Annotated in this window: 17 protein-coding genes and 1 riboswitch; of the genes, 14 read left to right on the top strand and 3 right to left on the bottom strand. The window is 39.9% G+C overall.

The window, feature by feature from the left end; genetic code table 11:
• The 3 genes from KTJ10_RS11245 to KTJ10_RS11255 all read left to right on the top strand — a co-directional run bounded on the left by KTJ10_RS11245 (position 1) and on the right by KTJ10_RS11255 (position 3,219).
• Positions 1–1,989 carry a 2-oxo acid dehydrogenase subunit E2 gene (locus tag KTJ10_RS11245; RefSeq protein ID WP_262442033.1) on the top strand — a complete coding sequence of 663 codons (1,989 nt, stop codon included), beginning with the start codon at positions 1–3 and terminating at the stop codon, positions 1,987–1,989.
• A gap of 146 nt (positions 1,990–2,135) precedes the next feature.
• Positions 2,136–2,414 carry a hypothetical protein gene (locus KTJ10_RS11250; RefSeq protein ID WP_262442034.1) on the top strand — a complete coding sequence of 93 codons (279 nt, stop codon included), beginning with the start codon at positions 2,136–2,138 and terminating at the stop codon, positions 2,412–2,414.
• A 28-nt stretch (positions 2,415–2,442) separates the two neighbouring features.
• Positions 2,443–2,628, top strand: a riboswitch (yybP-ykoY riboswitch).
• 15 nt (positions 2,629–2,643) lie between these two features.
• Entirely contained in the window at positions 2,644–3,219 is a 576-nt protein-coding gene (locus tag KTJ10_RS11255) for a TMEM165/GDT1 family protein (RefSeq protein WP_005804434.1), read from the top strand.
• 59 nt (positions 3,220–3,278) lie between these two features.
• Here KTJ10_RS11255 and KTJ10_RS11260 read toward each other — a convergent pair whose 3' ends face one another.
• Positions 3,279–5,444 carry a TonB-dependent siderophore receptor gene (locus KTJ10_RS11260; protein WP_262442035.1) on the bottom strand — a complete coding sequence of 722 codons (2,166 nt, stop codon included), beginning with the start codon at positions 5,442–5,444 and terminating at the stop codon, positions 3,279–3,281.
• 228 nt (positions 5,445–5,672) lie between these two features.
• Between KTJ10_RS11260 and KTJ10_RS11265 the strand changes: the two genes are divergently transcribed.
• From KTJ10_RS11265 to recJ, 6 genes are all read left to right on the top strand, one after another.
• Complete coding sequence (locus tag KTJ10_RS11265; RefSeq protein WP_161282666.1) at positions 5,673–6,470, top strand: MBL fold metallo-hydrolase; 798 nt, start codon at positions 5,673–5,675, stop codon at positions 6,468–6,470.
• A gap of 90 nt (positions 6,471–6,560) precedes the next feature.
• A complete protein-coding gene (locus tag KTJ10_RS11270) occupies positions 6,561–6,926 on the top strand; it encodes a YkgJ family cysteine cluster protein (RefSeq protein WP_199977141.1) in 366 nt (121 codons plus the stop codon).
• Between the two features lie 135 nt (positions 6,927–7,061).
• A complete protein-coding gene (guaB, locus tag KTJ10_RS11275; protein WP_002121951.1) occupies positions 7,062–8,528 on the top strand; it encodes an IMP dehydrogenase in 1,467 nt (488 codons plus the stop codon).
• A gap of 149 nt (positions 8,529–8,677) precedes the next feature.
• Positions 8,678–10,015, top strand: a complete 1,338-nt coding sequence (gene glmM, locus KTJ10_RS11280) for a phosphoglucosamine mutase (protein WP_262442036.1) — start codon at positions 8,678–8,680, stop codon at positions 10,013–10,015.
• Positions 10,016–10,025: 10 nt separating this feature from the next.
• The gene (gene pdxH, locus KTJ10_RS11285; protein ID WP_262442037.1) at positions 10,026–10,682 is read left to right on the top strand and encodes a pyridoxamine 5'-phosphate oxidase; all 657 of its coding nucleotides are present in this window, start codon (positions 10,026–10,028) and stop codon (positions 10,680–10,682) included.
• Entirely contained in the window at positions 10,683–12,383 is a 1,701-nt protein-coding gene (gene recJ, locus KTJ10_RS11290) for a single-stranded-DNA-specific exonuclease RecJ (protein WP_262442038.1), read from the top strand.
• A 46-nt stretch (positions 12,384–12,429) separates the two neighbouring features.
• Here recJ and KTJ10_RS11295 read toward each other — a convergent pair whose 3' ends face one another.
• Positions 12,430–13,197, bottom strand: a complete 768-nt coding sequence (locus KTJ10_RS11295) for a putative porin (protein ID WP_060465084.1) — start codon at positions 13,195–13,197, stop codon at positions 12,430–12,432.
• 392 nt (positions 13,198–13,589) lie between these two features.
• Between KTJ10_RS11295 and prfB the strand changes: the two genes are divergently transcribed.
• The 5 genes from prfB (at position 13,590) to KTJ10_RS11320 (ending at position 18,450) form a co-directional block, all read left to right on the top strand.
• Positions 13,590–14,685, top strand: a protein-coding gene (gene prfB, locus KTJ10_RS11300; protein ID WP_099475557.1) for a peptide chain release factor 2 whose coding sequence is annotated in 2 segments (ribosomal slippage) — positions 13,590–13,661 and positions 13,663–14,685 — 1,095 coding nt in all. Because the reading frame shifts where the segments join, the coding sequence is not laid out codon by codon here.
• A gap of 221 nt (positions 14,686–14,906) precedes the next feature.
• Entirely contained in the window at positions 14,907–15,209 is a 303-nt protein-coding gene (locus tag KTJ10_RS11305) for an ArsR/SmtB family transcription factor (RefSeq protein ID WP_002121891.1), read from the top strand.
• Positions 15,210–15,237: 28 nt separating this feature from the next.
• Entirely contained in the window at positions 15,238–16,296 is a 1,059-nt protein-coding gene (locus KTJ10_RS11310) for an alkene reductase (protein ID WP_057068976.1), read from the top strand.
• A gap of 157 nt (positions 16,297–16,453) precedes the next feature.
• Positions 16,454–17,746, top strand: a complete 1,293-nt coding sequence (locus KTJ10_RS11315) for a 3-deoxy-D-manno-octulosonic acid transferase (protein ID WP_262442039.1) — start codon at positions 16,454–16,456, stop codon at positions 17,744–17,746.
• Positions 17,743–18,450, top strand: a complete 708-nt coding sequence (locus KTJ10_RS11320; protein WP_262442040.1) for a 16S rRNA (uracil(1498)-N(3))-methyltransferase — start codon at positions 17,743–17,745, stop codon at positions 18,448–18,450. Before KTJ10_RS11315 ends, KTJ10_RS11320 begins: the two co-directional genes overlap by 4 nt.
• Here the strand turns inward: KTJ10_RS11320 and KTJ10_RS11325 are convergent.
• On the bottom strand, positions 18,430–19,410 hold the full coding sequence (locus KTJ10_RS11325; RefSeq protein WP_130119644.1) for a mechanosensitive ion channel family protein: 981 nt from the start codon (positions 19,408–19,410) through the stop codon (positions 18,430–18,432). The genes KTJ10_RS11320 and KTJ10_RS11325 overlap by 21 nt on opposite strands.
• Positions 19,411–19,519: the final 109 nt, after the last annotated feature.

Consider the following 19,519-nt stretch of genomic DNA (forward strand, 5'->3'; position numbering starts at 1 on the left):
ATGCAAATTAAGACCCCTGATATTGGTGTAGACAAAGCAGTTGTTGCTGAAATTTTAGTAAAAGTTGGCGACAGCATTGCAGAAAATGACAGCCTTGTTTTGCTTGAGTCAGATAAAGCCTCTGTTGAAGTGCCTAGCACTTCAGCAGGTGTGGTAAAAAGCATCTTAATCAAAGAAGGTGATAGCGTAACTGAAGGTACGGTATTGCTTGAACTTGAAGCTGCTGGTGCTACACCAGTAGCTCAAGCAGAAGAAGCTCCAAAAGCTGCACCAGCAGTTGAACAAACACCAGCACCGGCAGCGACACAACAACCTTCAACGGCTACTCAACCAGCAACGGCAACCACTAGCCAAGTGGTTGAAGTTCAAGTTCCCGATATTGGTGTTGAAAAAGCACTAGTTGGTGAAATTTTAGTAAAAGTTGGCGAACAGATCGATGTTGAACAAAGCATCGTTGTGGTTGAGTCTGACAAAGCAACTGTAGAAGTACCAAGCAGTGTTGCAGGTACTGTAGAAAGCATTCAAGTTAAAGAAGGCGATACAGTTAAAGAAGGTGTTGTGCTCATTAAAGTGAAAACAACATCTGCATCTAGTGCACCAGCTGAGGCACCTGCTTCTACAACAGCAGCTCCGGCAGCAGCAGCTACACCAGCTCAACAAGAAACTGTAGCATCGACTGCTACTCAATCTGGACCAGTTGATATTAACGTTCCTGATTTGGGTGTAGATAAAGCAGTTGTTGCTGAAATCTTGGTTCAGGTTGGTGATAAAGTTGATGTAGACCAAAGCCTTGTTGTGGTTGAGTCAGATAAAGCAACTGTGGAAGTTCCAAGTACTGTTGCGGGTATTGTGAAAGCAATTCACTTGCAAGCAGGCCAACAAGTTTCACAAGGCGTATTGCTGGCAACAATTGAAGCTGAAGGTCAAGCACCTGCTGCTGCACCAGCGGCAAAAGCAGAAGCAGCCCCAGCTCCACAGGCAGCAGCGCCTAAAGCGGCAGCACCAGCTCCGACTCAAGCAGTATCTGCTCCAGCTTCTTCTGGTAATGATAAATTAACTAAAGAACAAGAAGCCGAAAACGCTAAAGTTTATGCAGGCCCTGCTGTGCGTAAGCTTGCTCGTGAGCTTGGTGTAGTTTTATCTCAAGTTAAGACTTCTGGTGAACATGGCCGTGTTGTTAAAGAAGATATCTTTGCGTATGTGAAGACTCGTTTAACTGCGCCACAAGCTGCACCAGTTGCTGCGGCTGCACCAGCAGTTTCAGGTTTGCCAAAGCTTCCTGACTTTACAGCGTTTGGTGGCGTGGAAGAAAAAGTACTGACGCGTTTGCAGCAAGTATCAATTCCGCAATTGTCATTGAACAACTTTATTCCGCAAGTCACCCAGTTCGATTTGGCTGATATTACTGAGTTGGAAGATTGGCGCAATGAGCTAAAAGGCAACTTCAAAAAAGAAGGTATCAGCCTGACGATTATGGCATTCATTATCAAAGCGGTTGCGTATTTGTTGAAAGAAGAGCGTGAATTCGCAGGTCATCTATCTGATGACGGTAAATCAGTGCTCTTGCGCAATGAAATCCATATGGGTATTGCGGTAGCAACACCTGATGGTTTGACAGTACCAGTACTACGTAATCCTGACCAAAAATCAATTAAGCAAATTGCAGTTGAATTGGGTGTGTTAGGTCAAAAAGCACGTGATAAGAAATTAACACCGAAAGACTTGCAAGGTGCGAATTTCACTATTTCAAGTTTGGGCGCAATAGGTGGTACAGCATTTACACCACTTGTGAACTGGCCGCAAGTTGCGATTTTGGGTATTTCACCTGCAACGATGCAGCCTGTTTGGAATGGTAAGGACTTTGATCCACGCTTAATGTTGCCATTGTCATTGTCTTATGACCACCGTGTAATTAATGGTGCAGATGCGGCTCGCTTTACTAATAAGCTTACGAAACTTCTTAAAGATATTCGTACTTTATTAATCTAATATTTTTAAATGAATCATTAAAACCTCGCTTCGGCGGGGTTTTATTTTGATATTTAATTTAATTGGTTTTAAGTTAATCTAAAGACGAAGAATGAAGTGTCGAGAGAGGAGAAATTTCTCGTTATTAGGTAAAGGAGAAAGAATAAATGGTAGGATTTTTAAAAATCATGGTGCCGATCCTATTAATTGTATTTTTATTAATGGGGCTGTGGGTGAGTATTTTACACTTTCCTTGGGAATGGATGACCTACGTTGCAATGGGTTTGGAAGTATTTGTGGCTATGCTTATTTTGCCGTTTGAATTTCAATCACAGCACGTAACTGGTATTAATAATTTTGGATTTATTAACTTAAGCATTTGTTTAGCTTTGTTATTGGGTTTAGGACGCTTATTGGTTTGGGTATGGATAAAATTTTTTATTTGAAAAATAGAATTGCTCGAATATAATGAGCACATACTTCATTGGGGAGTAGCCGCTATTCATTTCTGAATGAATAGGTGATGATCAACATAATTGTTCAACAGAACATGGTCATCATAGCTTAAACGTCTCATCGTTTCCGAGTTGGCAAGACCTTTGATTTACCACTCTGCAGATATTTGGCTAGCAGGAGGGGTAGGTCATGGGCATTTATGCTAGCCAGAGAAACGACATGCAAGAATTTCTGATTTCTACTTCAATTGTTGCCCTCGCTGAAATGGGCGATAAAACTCAATTATTGGCCCTTTTACTGTCTGCACGTTTCCGTAAGCCAATCCCTATTCTTATTGCGATTCTTTTAGCTACTCTAATTAATCATGGTATTTCTGCTGTACTTGGACAGTGGATCACAACTGTGCTGAGCCCCGAAATTTTAGTCTGGGTTCTTGCAGCTGGCTTCATTGGTATGGCTTTCTGGATGCTTATTCCAGATAAGTTAGACGATGAAACGGATAGTATTAACAGATGGCAAAAATTTGGTGTTTTTGGTGCTACCTTCATCTTATTTTTCTTAGCTGAAATTGGTGACAAAACCCAAATTGCAACAGTTGCTTTAGCTGCACGTTATGACAGCATTTTTTGGGTGATGTTAGGTACAACCTTAGGGATGATGATTGCCAATGCACCTGCTGTATTTATTGGTAATAAATTGGCTGAACGTTTATCTATCTCACTTATTCATAAAATTGGTGCTGCTATTTTCTTAATTGTAGGTATCTCTACTTTAGTACAGCATTATTTTTTCTAACGCATTTTAAGCTGCGAAAAAAACGCACTCAATTCGAGTGCGTTTTTTTATAGGTAATTTTAATAGTTAAATTTCACAGTAAAGTTAATTTGGCGGGGGTTACCTAAAGTCACCATATTTTCATTTAAGGCACCTGCATAGTAATCTTTATCGAATAGATTACGGATCGCTAGTTGAGCACCCCAATGTCCTGCATCATAGCCAGCTTCTGTATCAAATACGGTATAGCCTGGAATATGGACATCTAGCTTATCCATAGTTTTATAGGTTTCACCACGGAACCCACCGCCGACATACCAACCAAGTTTTGAGGCAGGATCAAATTTATAACGAGCCGACAGACTGTAAGCATGCTCAGGAATATTGTCGAGTGCTTTTCCTACATTGCTCGCGTTTGCATCTTTACTAATTTCAGCATCAATTGTGTAGGTATAGGCAGCTGTTAATTTCAAACCTTCTAAAATTTCTGCGCTGAGCTCAGTCTCGATACCACGAGTTAACTGCTCGCCACGTTGTACTTTATATCCACTATTCGCAGTATCAGTGACTAAAACATTTTGACGTTTTAAGTCATACCAAGCGATAGCGCCTTGAACTCGTTGATCTGGGCTTTGTAATTTCATTCCGACTTCAACCTGTTTCCCTTCTTCAGGTTTGAACGGATTGTTATTTACATCAATACCGCTATTTGGGGTAAATGAAGTAGCGTAGCTGACATAAGGAGCCACAATGTCATTAAGGGTATACATGAGAGAAGCACTACCTGTGAATGCTTCATCTGTTTGTTTACTCGTATTGCCAGTCACCAAACTTGTAGTTTGAGTTTGCGCCCAGTCTTGACGACCAGATAAGCTTAAAAGTAATTGGTCATTAAGCTGAATGCGATCACGTAAATAAAGTCCTAAATATTTGAGACGGTTGATATCACGAACATTTTGAGTCAATTTTACATTTTGTCCGTAAACGGGATCATAGATATTTAAATCGCCAATATCGTATTTATCATTGGTGTAATCACTTTTTTCCTGAAAAGCATCTACGCCAATATTAAGGTCGTGTTGCATACCATATAAATCAAACTGTTTATTGAAACGGTTATCGATGGCAAAGCTTAAATTATCAATAATTTGGTGGCGGCTATTATTTTTACGGCTAATGGTTGTGTAGTCGATTTCACCTTGTTTGTTTTTTGCCCAAAAGTTGTTACCCGTGCGAGCAAAGACAGCAGTACCATCCATTTCAGTTTTTTGTACGGCAAAGTTCTGATTAAAGTTCCAACCGTTATCAAAAGCGTGTTTGAAGGTATAACCTGTACGGTAAACATCTGCCTCATATTTACCAAAATTAGGATCGCCAATATATAAACTTCGGTCTATAGCGCCGTTAGGGTTATCTTTTAATGTACCAATGACAGGTAAACCTTGTTGACGAATGTATTCGCGATGCTGATAGCTTGCGATGACAGAGAGATCAGTGTTATCCCCTAAGTCAAAGTTATAAGAGGGGGAGATGTAGTAATTTTTAAAATACACATAATCTGTTGGGTCATCTTGATCCGAGATACGACCATTTAAACGGAAAGCACCTTTTTCACTATTATTAGGACTATAGTTTAAATCGAACGTACCTTCTTTAAGGTTGTAGCTGCCATAAGTCATAGTGGCCCGAGCAAAGCTTTCAGCTTGAGGGCGTTTAGTCACTAAGTTGACCATACCCCCTGGAGCAACCAAACCAAAATTAATAGAGGCAGGCCCTTTTAAAACTTGTACCTGATCCATGCCTGATATTTCAGCTGCTACAGATGGAGTTGGAGAGCTTTGACCAATTCTTAAACCATCTACGTAAACTGAATCAGAAGAAGTTTGTCCTCGAATAATGAAATCATCCCAACCACGACGACCAAGTTTCCCAGCTCCAACACCTGCAACGCCTTCAAGTGCATCTGTAAGTGTCTTTGCTTGTTTCTGATCGAGCTGTTCACGTGTTACTACCGAAACCGATTGAGCAGTTTTAAATAAAGGTGCGTCTGATTTTAAGGCCGAGTTTGCTTTCGTTGCGACGTAAGGCGAAGTGCTTTCTTTTTGCGCTTGAACAGAAATAGTGGGGAGAACACTGGTTGAGTTTTGTTGTTCTGTTATTTCTTCAGCGTGACTTGCTGTCATCGAAGTAAAAATAGCAACTGCTAACAATGTTTTTGAGGTTGAAAAACTGAAGAGTTGATTCATGGGAGGCCTAAGCAGCACAAAAAGTAAATTTGATAATGAGAATTATTTTAATTTATTGTGGGTTAATTTTAAATAACATTATGATTCATTTATAAAATAAGAAAATCAAAATCAATTTTAAAATATTATGAGAAAGATAAAGTAATTCATTGCATGAGTTGTTGAATCCCATTATTTTATTATGGATATAAAAATATCTAATATTTAAAGTTTTTTTTGGGGAATTTTATGGGGTTTGAAAAAACAACATCACAGATATTATTTGATAATGGCGTACATAAATGTATTAGTTTTACCAGTTTGGTCAAAGGGGAAGGCATCCAAGCCAATCAATTTTTAATTATTGATCATGAACGTGCTGCTGTAATCGATCCAGGTGGCGATTTGACCTATGTTCCATTAACGATGGAATTAAATAAATATACACGTTTGAAAAATCTGGACTATGTGATGGCCTCGCATCAAGATCCGGACATTATTACCTCAATGCCACGCTGGCTGGTTTATACCGATGCTAAAGTCGTTGCATCAAAATTATGGGCACGTTTTTTACCACACCTAAATTCCTCATTTATGAGTGAACGTATGAAAGGGAATTGGGAAGACCGTCTTATTGAATTACCCGACCGCGGCCAAGTGATTACTCTAGGAGAATCCAAGCTTGTGGTAGTTCCAGCTCACTTCTTACATTCGGTGGGTAATTTTCAGTTTTATGATCCAGTTGCCAAAATTTTATTTTCTGGCGATATGGGGGCATCGATTGTTGAAGATGCTAATCAGCCTTTAAAAGATTTTGATACGCACGTCATGAAAATGAAGGCTTTTCACCAACGCTATATGTGTTCCAATAAGGTTATCCGTTTGTGGGTTAACATGGTGCGGCAAATGGATATTGAAATGATCGTTCCTCAGCATGGCAGTCCATTTATTGGCAAAGAAATGATTAATCAGTTTTTAGACTGGATTGAGGTTTTACCTTGTGGTGTCGACTTGATGACAGAACAAGTTTTTAGTTGTCCAACTTAAAAAATGAGGTCCAATATCTTGAGTCCAATTTGAAATTTTTTTAGTATTTTTCGTCGCAGAAAAATTTTTGATGACGAGAATTTGAATAAAATGTTATCTCAAGTTGCGACTCCTGATGAGTGCCTACGCTGTGGGGCATGTTGTGCACATTTTCGGGTTTCATTTTACTGTGCTGAGGCCGAGTTAATAGATGAACATCTAGTTGAACCTTTAACACCTGTTTATTCTTGTATGCGTGGAACTAATCGGGTTCAGCCACGTTGTCAGGCTTTGACAGGTGAAATTGGTAAAGAGGTGGGGTGTTCTATTTATGCTATACGTAGTTCTACGTGTAGAGAAGTGCAGGTGGGAGATGAGCAGTGTAATAAAGCTCGTTTGGCGCACCAGCTTATTCCTCTTATTCGTGTTAATCCAGCCGATTCTGAGAATGATCATGACTATGATCAGGTGAGTTAAATATGAGCTAACACAATAATAAGTGGGAAATATTTAGAGTAGGCAAATATCTATTGCTGAAAAAGGCAAAGATAATATGAAAATTGCATTGAAATTTGTTTATAATAGCTCACGGAATTTACCAGTGAGATTGTTATGCTGACCATCGTTCAAGAAGCGCTAACCTTCGATGATGTCTTATTACTTCCTGCCTACTCTACTGTTCTCCCAAAAGATGTCTCTTTAAAGACACGTTTAACTCGCGGCATTCATTTAAATATCCCATTAGTTTCAGCTGCAATGGATACAGTGACTGAGTCACGTATGGCAATTGCGATGTCACAAAATGGTGGTATCGGGATTTTGCACAAAAACATGGATATTGCTGCTCAAGCTGCAGAAGTACGCCGTGTGAAAAAATTTGAAGCGGGTATGGTGAAAGATCCTATCACTGTAACGCCTGAAACTACAGTACGTGAACTGATTGCAATTACCAGCGCTAATAACATTAGCGGTGTACCTGTTGTTAAAGACGGCAAGGTTGTTGGTATTGTGACAGGCCGTGATACGCGTTTTGAAACCAATTTAGAACAACCTGTTAGCAACATCATGACAGGCCAAGATCGTTTAGTAACTGTACGTGAAGGCGAGTCTAAAGAAAATATTCAAGCATTATTGCAAAAACACCGTATTGAAAAAGTCTTGGTCGTTGGTGAGAGCAATGAACTTAAAGGCTTAATTACAGTAACTGACTTCCGCAAAGCTGAGAGCTATCCAAACAGTTGTAAAGATGATCTTGGTCGTTTACGTGTTGGTGCTGCGGTAGGTACAGGTGCTGATACACCAAGTCGTGTGGAAGCATTGGTTGAAGCTGGTGTTGACGTAATTGTTGTTGATACAGCACATGGTCACTCTGCTGGTGTAATTGAACGTGTACGTTGGGTGAAACAAAACTTCCCTCAAGTACAAGTGATTGGTGGCAACATTGCAACTGGTGATGCTGCATTAGCATTATTAGATGCAGGTGCAGATGCTGTAAAAGTAGGTATTGGTCCTGGTTCTATCTGTACAACACGTATTGTGGCAGGTATTGGTATGCCACAAATTTCTGCGATTGATAGCGTTGCTAGCGCACTAAAAGATCAAATTCCTTTAATTGCAGATGGTGGTATCCGCTTCTCTGGCGATATGGCTAAAGCGATCGGTGCGGGTGCAAGCACAATCATGGTTGGTTCATTACTTGCAGGTACTGAAGAAGCGCCGGGCGAAGTTGAGTTTTTCCAAGGTCGTTACTACAAAGCATATCGTGGTATGGGTTCATTAGGTGCAATGGCGGGAGCAACTGGTTCTGCTGACCGTTATTTCCAAGATTCAAAAGCGGGTGCAGAGAAGTTAGTACCAGAAGGAATCGAAGGCCGTGTTCCATATAAAGGCCCAATGGGTAATATCGTTCATCAAATGATGGGTGGTTTACGTTCATCGATGGGTTATACAGGTTCAGCTGTGATTGAAGATCTTCGCCAAAATGCAAAATTTGTGAAAATTACTTCAGCTGGTATGTCTGAGTCACATGTCCATGATGTAACGATTACTAAAGAAGCTCCAAACTATCGTGTTGGTTAGATTTTCGTAACCAAAACAATGAAGAAAGCCGTCATTACACTGACGGCTTTTTGTTTTTGGTGTAAAGTAAATCTGACGAAAAGAAATATGGCGGAATTGCCATATATGAAGTAAGCCACGGCTGAAGTGGCGTAAAAATGAGATAAGCTATGAGTTATTTTGGAACGGATGGTATTCGTGGAAAATTTGGGCAAATGCCTATTACTCCAGAGTTTGCTTTAAAACTCGGTTTTGCTGCAGGGAAGGTATTAAAACGAACGAGTCCAAAAAATAAGCCACTTGTTGTATTAGGAAAAGACACTCGTTTATCTGGTTATATTTTAGAGTCTGCTTTGCAGGCGGGGTTAAACGCTGCTGGCGTATATGTTCATTTACTTGGCCCATTACCAACCCCAGCAATTGCGCACCTTACTCGTGCTTTACATGCGCATGCAGGTATCGTGATTTCTGCGTCACATAACCCATATTTTGATAATGGTATTAAATTTTTCTCTAGCGAAGGTAAAAAATTACCAGATTCATTGCAGGAAGAAATTAATAAAGAATTAGAAAAAGATTTATTTATTGAAGACACTGCGAACTTAGGTAAAAGTGTCCGTGTAAATGATGCGAATGGTCGCTATATCGAATTTTGTAAATCTACTTTCCCTTACCACTTTGACTTAAATAATTTAAAGATCGTATTGGACTGTGCTCATGGTGCAGCATATAGCGTTGGTCCTTCGGTTTTCCGTGAGTTAGGGGCAAAAATTGTTGCTTTATATAATGAGCCAGATGGTTTAAATATTAATGAAGGTTGTGGTTCAACACATCCTGAAAACCTACAAAAAGCTGTCGTTGAGCACCAAGCAGATTTAGGGATTGCCTTTGATGGTGATGCTGACCGTGTCGTAATGGTTGATAAGTTTGGTAACTTAATTGATGGCGACCATATTTTATATATTTTAGCGACTCAGGCTCAAAATAAGCCAGCAGGCGTAGTCGGTACTGTCATGAGTAACATGGCACTCGAAGTTGCACTTGAAAAAGCGAATGTTGGTTTTGTTCGGGCTAAGGTTGGCGACCGATATGTATTACAAGCTTTAGAAGAAAATGGTTGGGTTACTGGTGGGGAACCATCTGGCCATATTTTAACTTTAGACAAGAGTACGACAGGTGATGCGATTATTGCAGCCCTTCAAGTTTTAACCGTGATGGTCGAGCAAAATAAAGCTCTTCATGAATTGGTTCAAGATTTTAAATTATTCCCACAAATTCTTGTGAATGTACGTTTAGAACAAATGCTTGATCCGTATTCTATTCCTGCATTGGTTGCCGAGTTTGATAAAGCAGAAGCACAGCTCAAAGGACGTGGACGAATCTTGATTCGTAAGTCAGGAACAGAACCTGTGATTCGAGTTATGGTCGAAGGTGATGATGAGCAAGAAGTGAATGCTTTAGCTCAGCATTTAGCAGATTCAGTTCGTTCACAAGCACAAGTCGCATAAGGTGCATGACATGAGTGATGTCATTAAAGATTTAAGTGAATTACGCTTAAGCTACGAGCAAGGAGAATTGCATGAGGGACAGGTTGAATCTAACCCTCATCTTCAGTTTCTTGGTTGGTTTAACCATGCTCTAGCAGCCAATTTGCATGAACCCTATGCAATGTCATTAGCGACAGCAAGTGCGAATGGCAGACCTCATGTTCGAACCGTTTTGTTACGTGGGGCCACAGAAGCAGGGTATGATTTTTATACTAATTACGACAGTCAAAAAGGTATCGATTTGGCAGAAAATCCATATGCCGAATTATTATTTTACTGGCCAAGTCTAGAGCGTCAGGTACGAGTTGGTGGTCATGTAGTCAAAATTGCTGAGCAAGAATCTACAGATTACTATCGTAAACGACCACGTGATAGCCAGATTGCAGCGCATATCAGTACTCCGCAAAGTGGTAAGATTGAAAGTCGCGAGCTGTTACAGAAACGTTTTCAAGAGTTACAACAGCAAGTTACAAGCCGTGAAGTGCTTGATAAGCCAGAGTTCTGGGGAGGCTATCGTCTGCAGCCAGATTATTATGAATTTTGGCAAGGGCGACCAAATCGTTTACATGACCGCTTGAGTTATGAAAAAATCGACGGTCAATGGATGCTGCACCGACTGATGCCTTAAATGACAAAAATACAAATCAAACAAAGACCTTTATTGACACGCCCTGAACAATTTCAGGGCGTGCCTTCGTTTATTGCCGAAATTTTGGCAAGGCGTGGGGTACAATCTGAACAGGAATTAGAGTTAAAGCTTAAGAATTTATTAGCTCCACAGCTCAAGGGATTAGAGATAGCTGTGGCATTAATAGATCAAGCTATTGATGAGCAGAAAAAAATTGTTATTGTCGGTGACTACGATGCCGATGGAGCAACCAGTACAGCTTTAATGGTATTGGTGCTTCGCGATATGGGAGCACAAGTCGACTATTTGGTTCCAGACCGATTTAAATACGGTTATGGACTTACCCCTGCAATTGCAGAGCTTGCACATCAAACTTATCAACCCGATTTATTAATTACTGTCGATAATGGGATTTCCAGCCATGCTGGTGTTGAAGCGGCACATGCACTGGGCATGCAAGTGGTTATTACAGATCATCATTTAACGACCAAAGAAACACCACTTGCAGAAGCAGTTGTAAACCCAAATCAGTTAGGTTGTGAGTTCCCAAGTAAGGCGCTTGCAGGTGTTGGAGTTGCATTTTATGTGCTGGCCAATTTAGCAAGTTTACGTAACAAGCAAAACAAAAGTACAAGTAAAGTCACTCAATATCTAGACTTGGTTGCTTTGGGAACGTATGCGGATGTTGCTGTTCTAGATTATAACAACCGTATTTTGGTTGATGCAGGTGTAAAACGTATTCAACAACATCAATGCCGAGTCGGAATATTGGCGTTGCTAGATATTGCTGGCCGTGAGGCTTCATCTTTGCGTGCACAAGATTTAGGTTTTGTTTTAGGTCCGCGTATTAACGCTGCTGGACGCATGGAGAGCATGCGTATAGGCATTGAGTGTTTATTAGCTGACACAATGGAATCTGCGTATCCGATCGCGAGACAATTAAATCAATTAAATATAGAGCGCCGTCAAATCGAAGGGGAGATGAAGCAACAAGCTTTATTTGCTTTAGATACCTTGCAGCTCTCAAAAGAAGACATTCCTTCTTCTCTTGTGCTCTTTGAAGAAAACTGGCATCAAGGCGTGATTGGAATTGTAGCAGGGCGTTTAAAAGAACAGTTTCATCGTCCCACTATTGTGTTTGCACCTGATGAAGATGGTATTCATATAAAAGGATCAGCACGTTCAATTGATGGCGTGCATATTCGAGATACGATTGAACAGGTTGCTGAACAACATCCAGAATTGGTGAGCCATTTTGGTGGGCATGCAGCAGCAGCAGGTTTAACTATACGTAAAGAAAACTTCGAAGCTTTTAAAACAGCATTTACCAATTGCATTGCAGCAATGGAAGAATCTTTGTTTCAAGCAACGCTATGGACGGATGGGGAATTACCAGCTTCGGCTTTGCAACTAAATACATTAGATTGGATAGAACAGCTTGGTCCATGGGGACAAAAATTCCCTTTCCCTCAGTTTGAGGGGCATTTTAAAGTTATTGATTATCGCTGGCTTAAAGAAACGCATTTGAAGCTTAAATTAGCACTCGACCAATACAGTTTTGATGCAATTGCTTTTAATGCAGCAGGCCGTTTTGAATTTGACCCAATGCGTGATCATGTACATTTGGTCTATGAAATAGATCGTAACGCATTTAATGGCAATGTGAATTTACAATTACGTATCGTACATTTAAACCAATAAAAAAATCCGCTCAATTGAGCGGATTTTTTTATGACTTTAGGCTTGATTAGAAGCGGTAGCCTGCACGAACACCATAAGTGTTGTCGTTATCACCGAAACCAATACGACCTTCAAGACTTACTTGTTGATTTAAGAATTTTTTAGCATTAATACCAAATTCATCTTTATCAGTTAAGTCATTGTTGTAGTAATCCACACCAAGACTTAAAGTTTTATCGATGTAGTAGTCACCACGAACTTTATATTCGTCTAGGTCACCAAATGCACCGAATGCTTCAAGGTTTACGTCATGTTGACCTACTTGAGTTACGTATTTAGCACGAACTGTTGGATCAGCGCCGTCTTTACCGTCTTTTTCGTCGTAGCCTTTAACACCTAGAGCAAGTAATAAACCTGGAGCTGGTAAATAACCTACTTCAGCTGCATAAGTAGTTACTTTGCTGTCAATATTGGTGTTGTCGACTTCACGCTCATTTCGACCTACATCACCGCTAAGGTAGAAATCTGAGTTAGGAACATAGTATTCAACACCTACGCCATATTGAGTATCTTTTGTACCGCTGTTATCGCCATAGTTGATAAGGGCGTTAACGTTACTTGCACGGCTTAAGAAAGCTGCTTCAGCAAGTGGAGCGTTACGAGTTTGCACAGGATTAAAGTAATAAGTCCCGTCAACACCGAATTTACTTACGCTGCTACCGTTGTCTGGATCAAGATAATTGTAAGAACCACCAACTTCAGCTTGGTAAGCGTTTGCTGCGCCACTCACTGCGAGTGCAGATAAAAGAGCTGATGCAATTGCTAGTTTTTTCATGGAATCTCTCCCCTCTAAAAAGCGATTTTATAAATGTTTTGTTACAACTTTTAGTCTAGACGAAAAAGCTTGGTCGTCAATCTTGCGCAAGTAACCGTAGTGTAACCGTGTGCTATTTATGTAAAGCTATTTAATTTAACAAATTGATTTTAAAGCATAAAAACATAATGTTTTATTTTATTAAAATTGAGGATATTTTGTGTAGATCATAAAAAATGCTGTAAAAGTACCCAATTTTGTATGAGGATGTTACCAATTAATCTTAAATTGAACTGAAGAAAATTTATAAATTAAATTGATGAAATATGATGAGAAATACAAAGCGGGTTCGTAGATAACCGCAGCTATGCTAAAATAATTGACTGTTTATCTGCTCTTATGGGAACACTCGCGTGGAAATTAATCCTTATCTAAACCAATTGAAAGACTTAACTGATCGTAGCCAAACACTACGGGGGTATCTTTGACTACGATCTGAAAAAAGAACGTTTAGAAGAAGTTTTACGTGAGTTAGAAGATCCTGCGATCTGGAATGATCAAAGCCGTGCTCAGGCGATGGCGAAAGAAAAGGGCGAACTAGAAAACGTTATTAATGTATTGGACGGTTTGTCTACACAGCTTGAAGATGCAAAAGCGATGTTAGATTTGGCTGTAGAAGCCGACGATGAAAGCCTGCTTGAAGATGTTCAGTCTGAGCTTGGGGCTGCCGAAGATGAACTGGCTAAACTTGAATTCCGTCGTATGTTTAGTAACCCAATGGACCCGAATCCTTGCTATGTAGAGATTCAATCAGGTTCAGGTGGTACAGAAGCACAAGATTGGGCGTCTATGCTTTTACGTATGTATATGCGCTGGATTGAACGTCATGGTTTTAAAGCAGAACTTATGGAAGTGTCTGACGGTGACGTAGCAGGTATTAAATCAGCAACGATTCGTGTTGAAGGTGAATATGCCTACGGTTGGTTACGCACAGAGTCAGGTGTACACCGTTTAGTTCGTAAATCACCATTTGACAGTGGCAACCGCCGTCACACTTCATTCTCTGCGGTATTTATTTCACCAGAGGTTGATGACAATATTGAAATTGATATTAACCCTTCTGATGTTCGTACTGATACTTACCGTGCATCTGGTGCTGGTGGTCAGCATATTAACAAGACCGACTCGGCTGTGCGTTTGACTCACATCCCAACAGGTATTGTAGTAGCGTGTCAGAACCAGCGTTCGCAACATGCTAACCGTGACCACGCATGGAAACAGTTACGTGCACGTTTGTACGAATTGGAAATGCAAAAACGTAATGAAGCAGCGCAAGCTCTAGAAGACTCTAAGTCTGATATTGGTTGGGGAAGCCAAATTCGTTCATATGTATTAGATGATTCGCGTATTAAAGACTTACGTACGGGTGTTGAAAACTCTAATACAGGTGCTGTTCTTGATGGTGACCTTGATCGTTTTATCGAAGCGAGTTTAAAACAAGGTTTATAAGAGTCTGCTGAACTTTTAGTTTAAATACAGTTCATCTATGAATATGTAGAACTCTTGGATTTTTAGCGATTAAAACGGCAAAGCAGTTCAGCCTTCGAATGTTAATCGAAAAAATGCGATATGAATATCGAAAAAAATAGATATGAATATCGAAAAAATGCGATATTATGTTTTCGAAATGCTGAACAAAGCTTTGTTCGTTTAAAAGACGTGTTGAGCCTATGGATATTGATGCAATTAGCAAAGCCCTTTCCAACCCTCTACGTCGGCAAATTTTGCAATGGTTAAAAGAACCTGCACATTATTTACCGGTGGAAGAATGTGGTGGTAGTTTTGAGAAGGGTGTTTGTGCAGGTCATATTGAACGTTTGGGTAAAGTAGCTCAGTCTACGATGTCTAATCATTTGTCTGTGTTACAACAGGCGGGGCTTATTCAGGTCCAAAAATATGGTCAATGGTCTTATTTTTCACGTAACGAAGCTTTGATTCAGCAATATATCGAACATTTAAAACAAACACTTTAAATTATTAAAAGTGTAAGTCGAGGCGATTATGGCTGAACTCAATACTCCTTTAACGGTTGGTGATTTTGAAATCAAAAATCGATTGGTAATGGCTCCATTAACGCGTGCGCGTAGTGGTGAAAGCCGAGTGCCTAATGATTTAATGGTTGAATACTATCAACAACGTGCAAATGCCGGTCTAATTTTGACTGAAGCAACAGTAATTGGTTCAAAAACTGTGGGTTATGCAGACACCCCAGGGTTATGGTCACAAGAGCAGGCACAAGCTTGGAATAAAATTATTGAGGCAGTTCATGCTCAAGGTTCAAAAATTGTAGCTCAACTTTGGCATGTAGGCCGTATTTCGCATCCTGAACTTTTAGACGGTGATATTCCTGTTGCACCAAGTGCAATTCAACCTGCGGGTGAAGTGAGTTTATTACGTCCTAAACGTCCTTATGTAACACCGCGTGCACTTTCAATTGAAGAGATTCAAGAAGTTATTGCTCAATACAAACATTCAGCAGAACTGGCTAAAGCAGCAGGTTTTGATGGTGTTGAATTACACGCAGCGAACGGTTACTTAATTGACCAGTTCCTTCAAAGTAATACCAACCAACGTGATGACGAATACGGTGGTCCTGTTGAAAACCGTGCACGTTTACTATTAGAAGTCGTTGATGCATTTATTGAAGTGTGGGGCGCTGGGCGAGTAGGTGTTCATATTGCACCGCGTGGTGATTCACACGATATGGGAGATGAAAACCCATTAGCAACTTTTGGTTATGTAGTTGAACAGCTTAACCAACGTAATGTTGCTTTCATTTTCTCTCGTGAATATGAAGCTGCTGACAGCATTAGTCCTAAACTTCGCGAAAAATTTAATGGTGTATGGATTGCCAATGAGAACCTAACACCAGAATCAGCAAAACGTATCTTGCGTGAAGGTCAGGCAGATGCCGTATCTTTTGGTAAAGCATATATTGCTAACCCAGATCTTTTACAGCGCTTAGAACAAGACTTGCCATTAAATGAACTTCAACCAACGACTTTATACGCTAAAGGTGCTGAAGGTTATACAGACTATCCAACGCTGGAAGCGTCATAATATCTTTGAGATTTCGATTTACTGAACTATTTCATTTCTTAAGTCAGTAAATCGCTTTTCTTGTAATGGTAGAGTTTAGGTATCGAAACTCTGCCATTTTTTCTATCTATGTTATATTTTCCCCAGTTTTAAATTTTGACTATTTGAGGCAAACCGCTTGGCGACCCCTTTTTGGTATAACACCGCACTCCATTTATTAAAACCTTTTTACCAATGGCGGATAAAAAAACGTGCAGAAAGCCAGGAATTATATAATCAGGAATGTCTGGAAAGATTTGGGCCGTTTGAATCTCCGAAAAATTTGAGAGCAATTTGGTTTCATGCTGTTTCGGTCGGAGAAACCAATGCAGCGCAGCCCTTAATTGAACATTATCTTAAACTTGGTCAAGCCGTATTAGTTACCAATACAACGAAGACTGGGCAGGCGCGTGCTAAATCGTTATTTTTAAAATCACCTTATTTAGATTTATTTCAAGCAGTTTATTTGCCGGTTGATCAAAAGCACCTCTTAAAGCAATTCTTTGAGTTGTACCAGCCAAAGCTTTTAGCATTGGTTGAAACTGAGCTTTGGCCAAATCTAATTGATCAAGCCAAGCTACAGCATGTACCTTGTTTATTATTAAATGCGCGGTTATCAGAAAAATCAGCGAAAGGTTATCGCCGCGTTTCAGGTCTAACAGCGGAAATGCTGAAACAAATTGACTGGGTGCTGGCACAAGATAATGCTACTCGGCAACGTTATATCGAACTTGGCTTAGATCAACAAAAAAGTCAGGTGGTTGGAAATATTAAATTTGATATTCACGCACCAGAAGTATTTATAAATCAAGCTGAAAAGTTACACCAGCTATGGTATTTGGGGCAACGTAAAATCTTAACAATTGCCAGTACACATGCACCTGAAGAACAACAAATTTTGCAAGCGCTCGGACCTTATCTAAAGTCAGATCCAAATTTAGTTTGTATTGTTGTACCTCGGCATCCTGAACGTTTCGATGAAGTGTTTGAAATTTGCCAAGACCTAGATTTAATTACTCATCGTAGAAGTTTGAATCAAAGTATTCATACGAGTACACAAGTTTATCTGGCTGATAGCATGGGTGAGCTTTGGCTATGGTATGCCTTAAGTCAGGTCTGTTTTGTTGGTGGATCACTTAACGAACCAGGTGGGGGACATAATATTTTAGAACCTATGGTTCTGAATGTGCCGACCGTAATTGGACCGCGTTATTTTAATTTCCAAACCATTGTTGATGAATTTATTGATGAAAATGGTGTACTGATTGCCCAAGACGCCGAGCAAGTTGTAGCAATCTGGATGGCTTGTTTAGCCGAGCCGGAAGAAGCAAAGCAGGTGGTTGAGCAGGCGCATAAAGTTTTGCAGCGTAATCAAGGTTCATTACAGAAACATATTGGAGTAATTAACCGGTATTTGGCCGAAAAATCATGAATATCGTTTTACTAGAATCTGAAGATGTTCAGTCAGAGTTGTGGTCAATCCGTTCAAAGCGCCAATTACAGCATTTGCGTGAACACCTTGATATTACGGTTGGCCAAAATCTAAAAGTTGGTATTCGTAATGGTGCACGTTATACCACTGAAATCGTTTCGATGAATGAGCAAGAAGTTTGTATAAGGCCTATTCGTGATGAAGCAGTACCTGCAAAGCTTCCAGTACATTTAATCGTAGCGTTACCAAGGCCCAAAGTTTTACGCCGTTTAATTATGGACAGTGTGACTTTAGGTGTTGAAAGAATTAGTTTGATTCATAGTTACCGCGTAGATAAAAGCTATTGGCAAACTCCATTTTTACAACAACTTGATAACTATGTGACTTTAGGTCTCGAGCAAGCAGGCGACACCATTGCTCCTGAAATTCAATTATATAAACGCTTTAAACCTTTTGTTGAGGATATCCTACCAAGCTTAATTTCAAAAGAAAGTCCCGCTTATGTGGCTCATCCTTATGCCGGGCAGAGCATGCCAGTTAATATTCCACATGCTTGTAGTGTAGTCGTTGGACCCGAAGGCGGCTTTATTCCGTATGAAGTTGATTTGCTCACAAAAAACGGCTGCCAAGCTGTGAGCTTAGGCAACCGTATTTTAAGAACTGAAACGTCTATTTCTTATATTTTAGGTCGTCTCTTTACTTGATACTTCAGGGTTTAACGGTGGCTGATTTGCAGCCATTTTTAATTCCTGAATAGGGTAAGGAATATTAATGCCATTTGCATTGAACGCTTGTTTGACTTGAGCTTGAATAGTGCTCGTAGATGACGAAATGTCAGTTTCAGTGGTATCCACCCACCAACGGACAGTCAGGTTAACCGAGAAATCTGCTAAAGCTGTAACGTTAACCGAGAAGGCTGGCTGACTCAGTACATTTCGGTCATTATTAAGAATATCTAAAATAATCTGTTTGGCTTTTTGTTCGTCGTCATCATAACCAATTCCGACTACAAACTCACAACGTCGTTGTTGATAGGCAGTATTTACAGTTAATGCACTTGTATAAACAGTTGCATTTGGAATAACGATACGGCGACCATCTGGTGAGCGTAAGAATGTTGCACGAATCTGAATATCTTCAACAGTTCCTTCAAGTGAATTGACCACGATGGAGTCACCAATACGGAATGGCTCACTTAATAAAATCAAAATACCTGAAAGCAAGTTTTGGAAAATATCTTTAAATGCGAAACCAATTGCAACCGAACCGATTCCAAGTGCACTCATGAGTTGTCCTGGTGTAAACCCTGGAACCATGATGACTAATGCAATTAAGAAACCAAAAAATAAAATGGTCGTACTTCCTACACGATTTAGAACCAAAACTAGGTTTTGACGAGTGTAAGAGCGGTTTTCTAAAGTTTTACGAACAAAGAATTTAAATAATTTGGTCAGTAGCCAAAAAATAATAAAAACGATAATCGCGATACAAATATAAGGTACACGTTCCCAGAAGCTATCCACGATTTTATCAATAGTGGTATAGGCATCATGATACTTTTCGGTATGCGCTAGAACCGTTTGAGTGGTTTTAGTACCTGCTTCTTGCAAAAGTTCACCTGTATTTTTTGCAACATCCGTTAAGGAGTTTTGTTCATCAGCCACGACAAGTCTCTATTTAAAAAATGATGAAAGCGATGATCGGCTTTCATTATAGTAGGAGATAAAATGTGCGCCTACTATAATGAGTTCATCTAAATAATAAAGTGTTTTT

Origin of the sequence: Acinetobacter sp. WU_MDCI_Abxc222, assembly GCF_025514755.1 — a bacterium.
GTDB lineage: Bacteria > Pseudomonadota > Gammaproteobacteria > Pseudomonadales > Moraxellaceae > Acinetobacter > Acinetobacter geminorum.

Excerpts from the sequence above, each read along its gene's own strand:
- KTJ10_RS11245 (WP_262442033.1), top strand. The coding sequence starts at position 1 with ATGCAAATTAAGACCCCTGATATTGGTGTAGACAAAGCAGTTGTTGCT.
- KTJ10_RS11250 (WP_262442034.1), top strand. The coding sequence starts at position 2,136 with ATGGTAGGATTTTTAAAAATCATGGTGCCGATCCTATTAATTGTATTT.
- KTJ10_RS11255 (WP_005804434.1), top strand. The coding sequence starts at position 2,644 with ATGCAAGAATTTCTGATTTCTACTTCAATTGTTGCCCTCGCTGAAATG.
- KTJ10_RS11260 (WP_262442035.1), bottom strand. The coding sequence starts at position 5,444 with ATGAATCAACTCTTCAGTTTTTCAACCTCAAAAACATTGTTAGCAGTT.
- KTJ10_RS11265 (WP_161282666.1), top strand. The coding sequence starts at position 5,673 with ATGGGGTTTGAAAAAACAACATCACAGATATTATTTGATAATGGCGTA.
- KTJ10_RS11270 (WP_199977141.1), top strand. The coding sequence starts at position 6,561 with ATGTTATCTCAAGTTGCGACTCCTGATGAGTGCCTACGCTGTGGGGCA.
- guaB (WP_002121951.1), top strand. The coding sequence starts at position 7,062 with ATGCTGACCATCGTTCAAGAAGCGCTAACCTTCGATGATGTCTTATTA.
- glmM (WP_262442036.1), top strand. The coding sequence starts at position 8,678 with ATGAGTTATTTTGGAACGGATGGTATTCGTGGAAAATTTGGGCAAATG.
- pdxH (WP_262442037.1), top strand. The coding sequence starts at position 10,026 with ATGAGTGATGTCATTAAAGATTTAAGTGAATTACGCTTAAGCTACGAG.
- recJ (WP_262442038.1), top strand. The coding sequence starts at position 10,683 with ATGACAAAAATACAAATCAAACAAAGACCTTTATTGACACGCCCTGAA.
- KTJ10_RS11295 (WP_060465084.1), bottom strand. The coding sequence starts at position 13,197 with ATGAAAAAACTAGCAATTGCATCAGCTCTTTTATCTGCACTCGCAGTG.
- KTJ10_RS11305 (WP_002121891.1), top strand. The coding sequence starts at position 14,907 with ATGGATATTGATGCAATTAGCAAAGCCCTTTCCAACCCTCTACGTCGG.
- KTJ10_RS11310 (WP_057068976.1), top strand. The coding sequence starts at position 15,238 with ATGGCTGAACTCAATACTCCTTTAACGGTTGGTGATTTTGAAATCAAA.
- KTJ10_RS11320 (WP_262442040.1), top strand. The coding sequence starts at position 17,743 with ATGAATATCGTTTTACTAGAATCTGAAGATGTTCAGTCAGAGTTGTGG.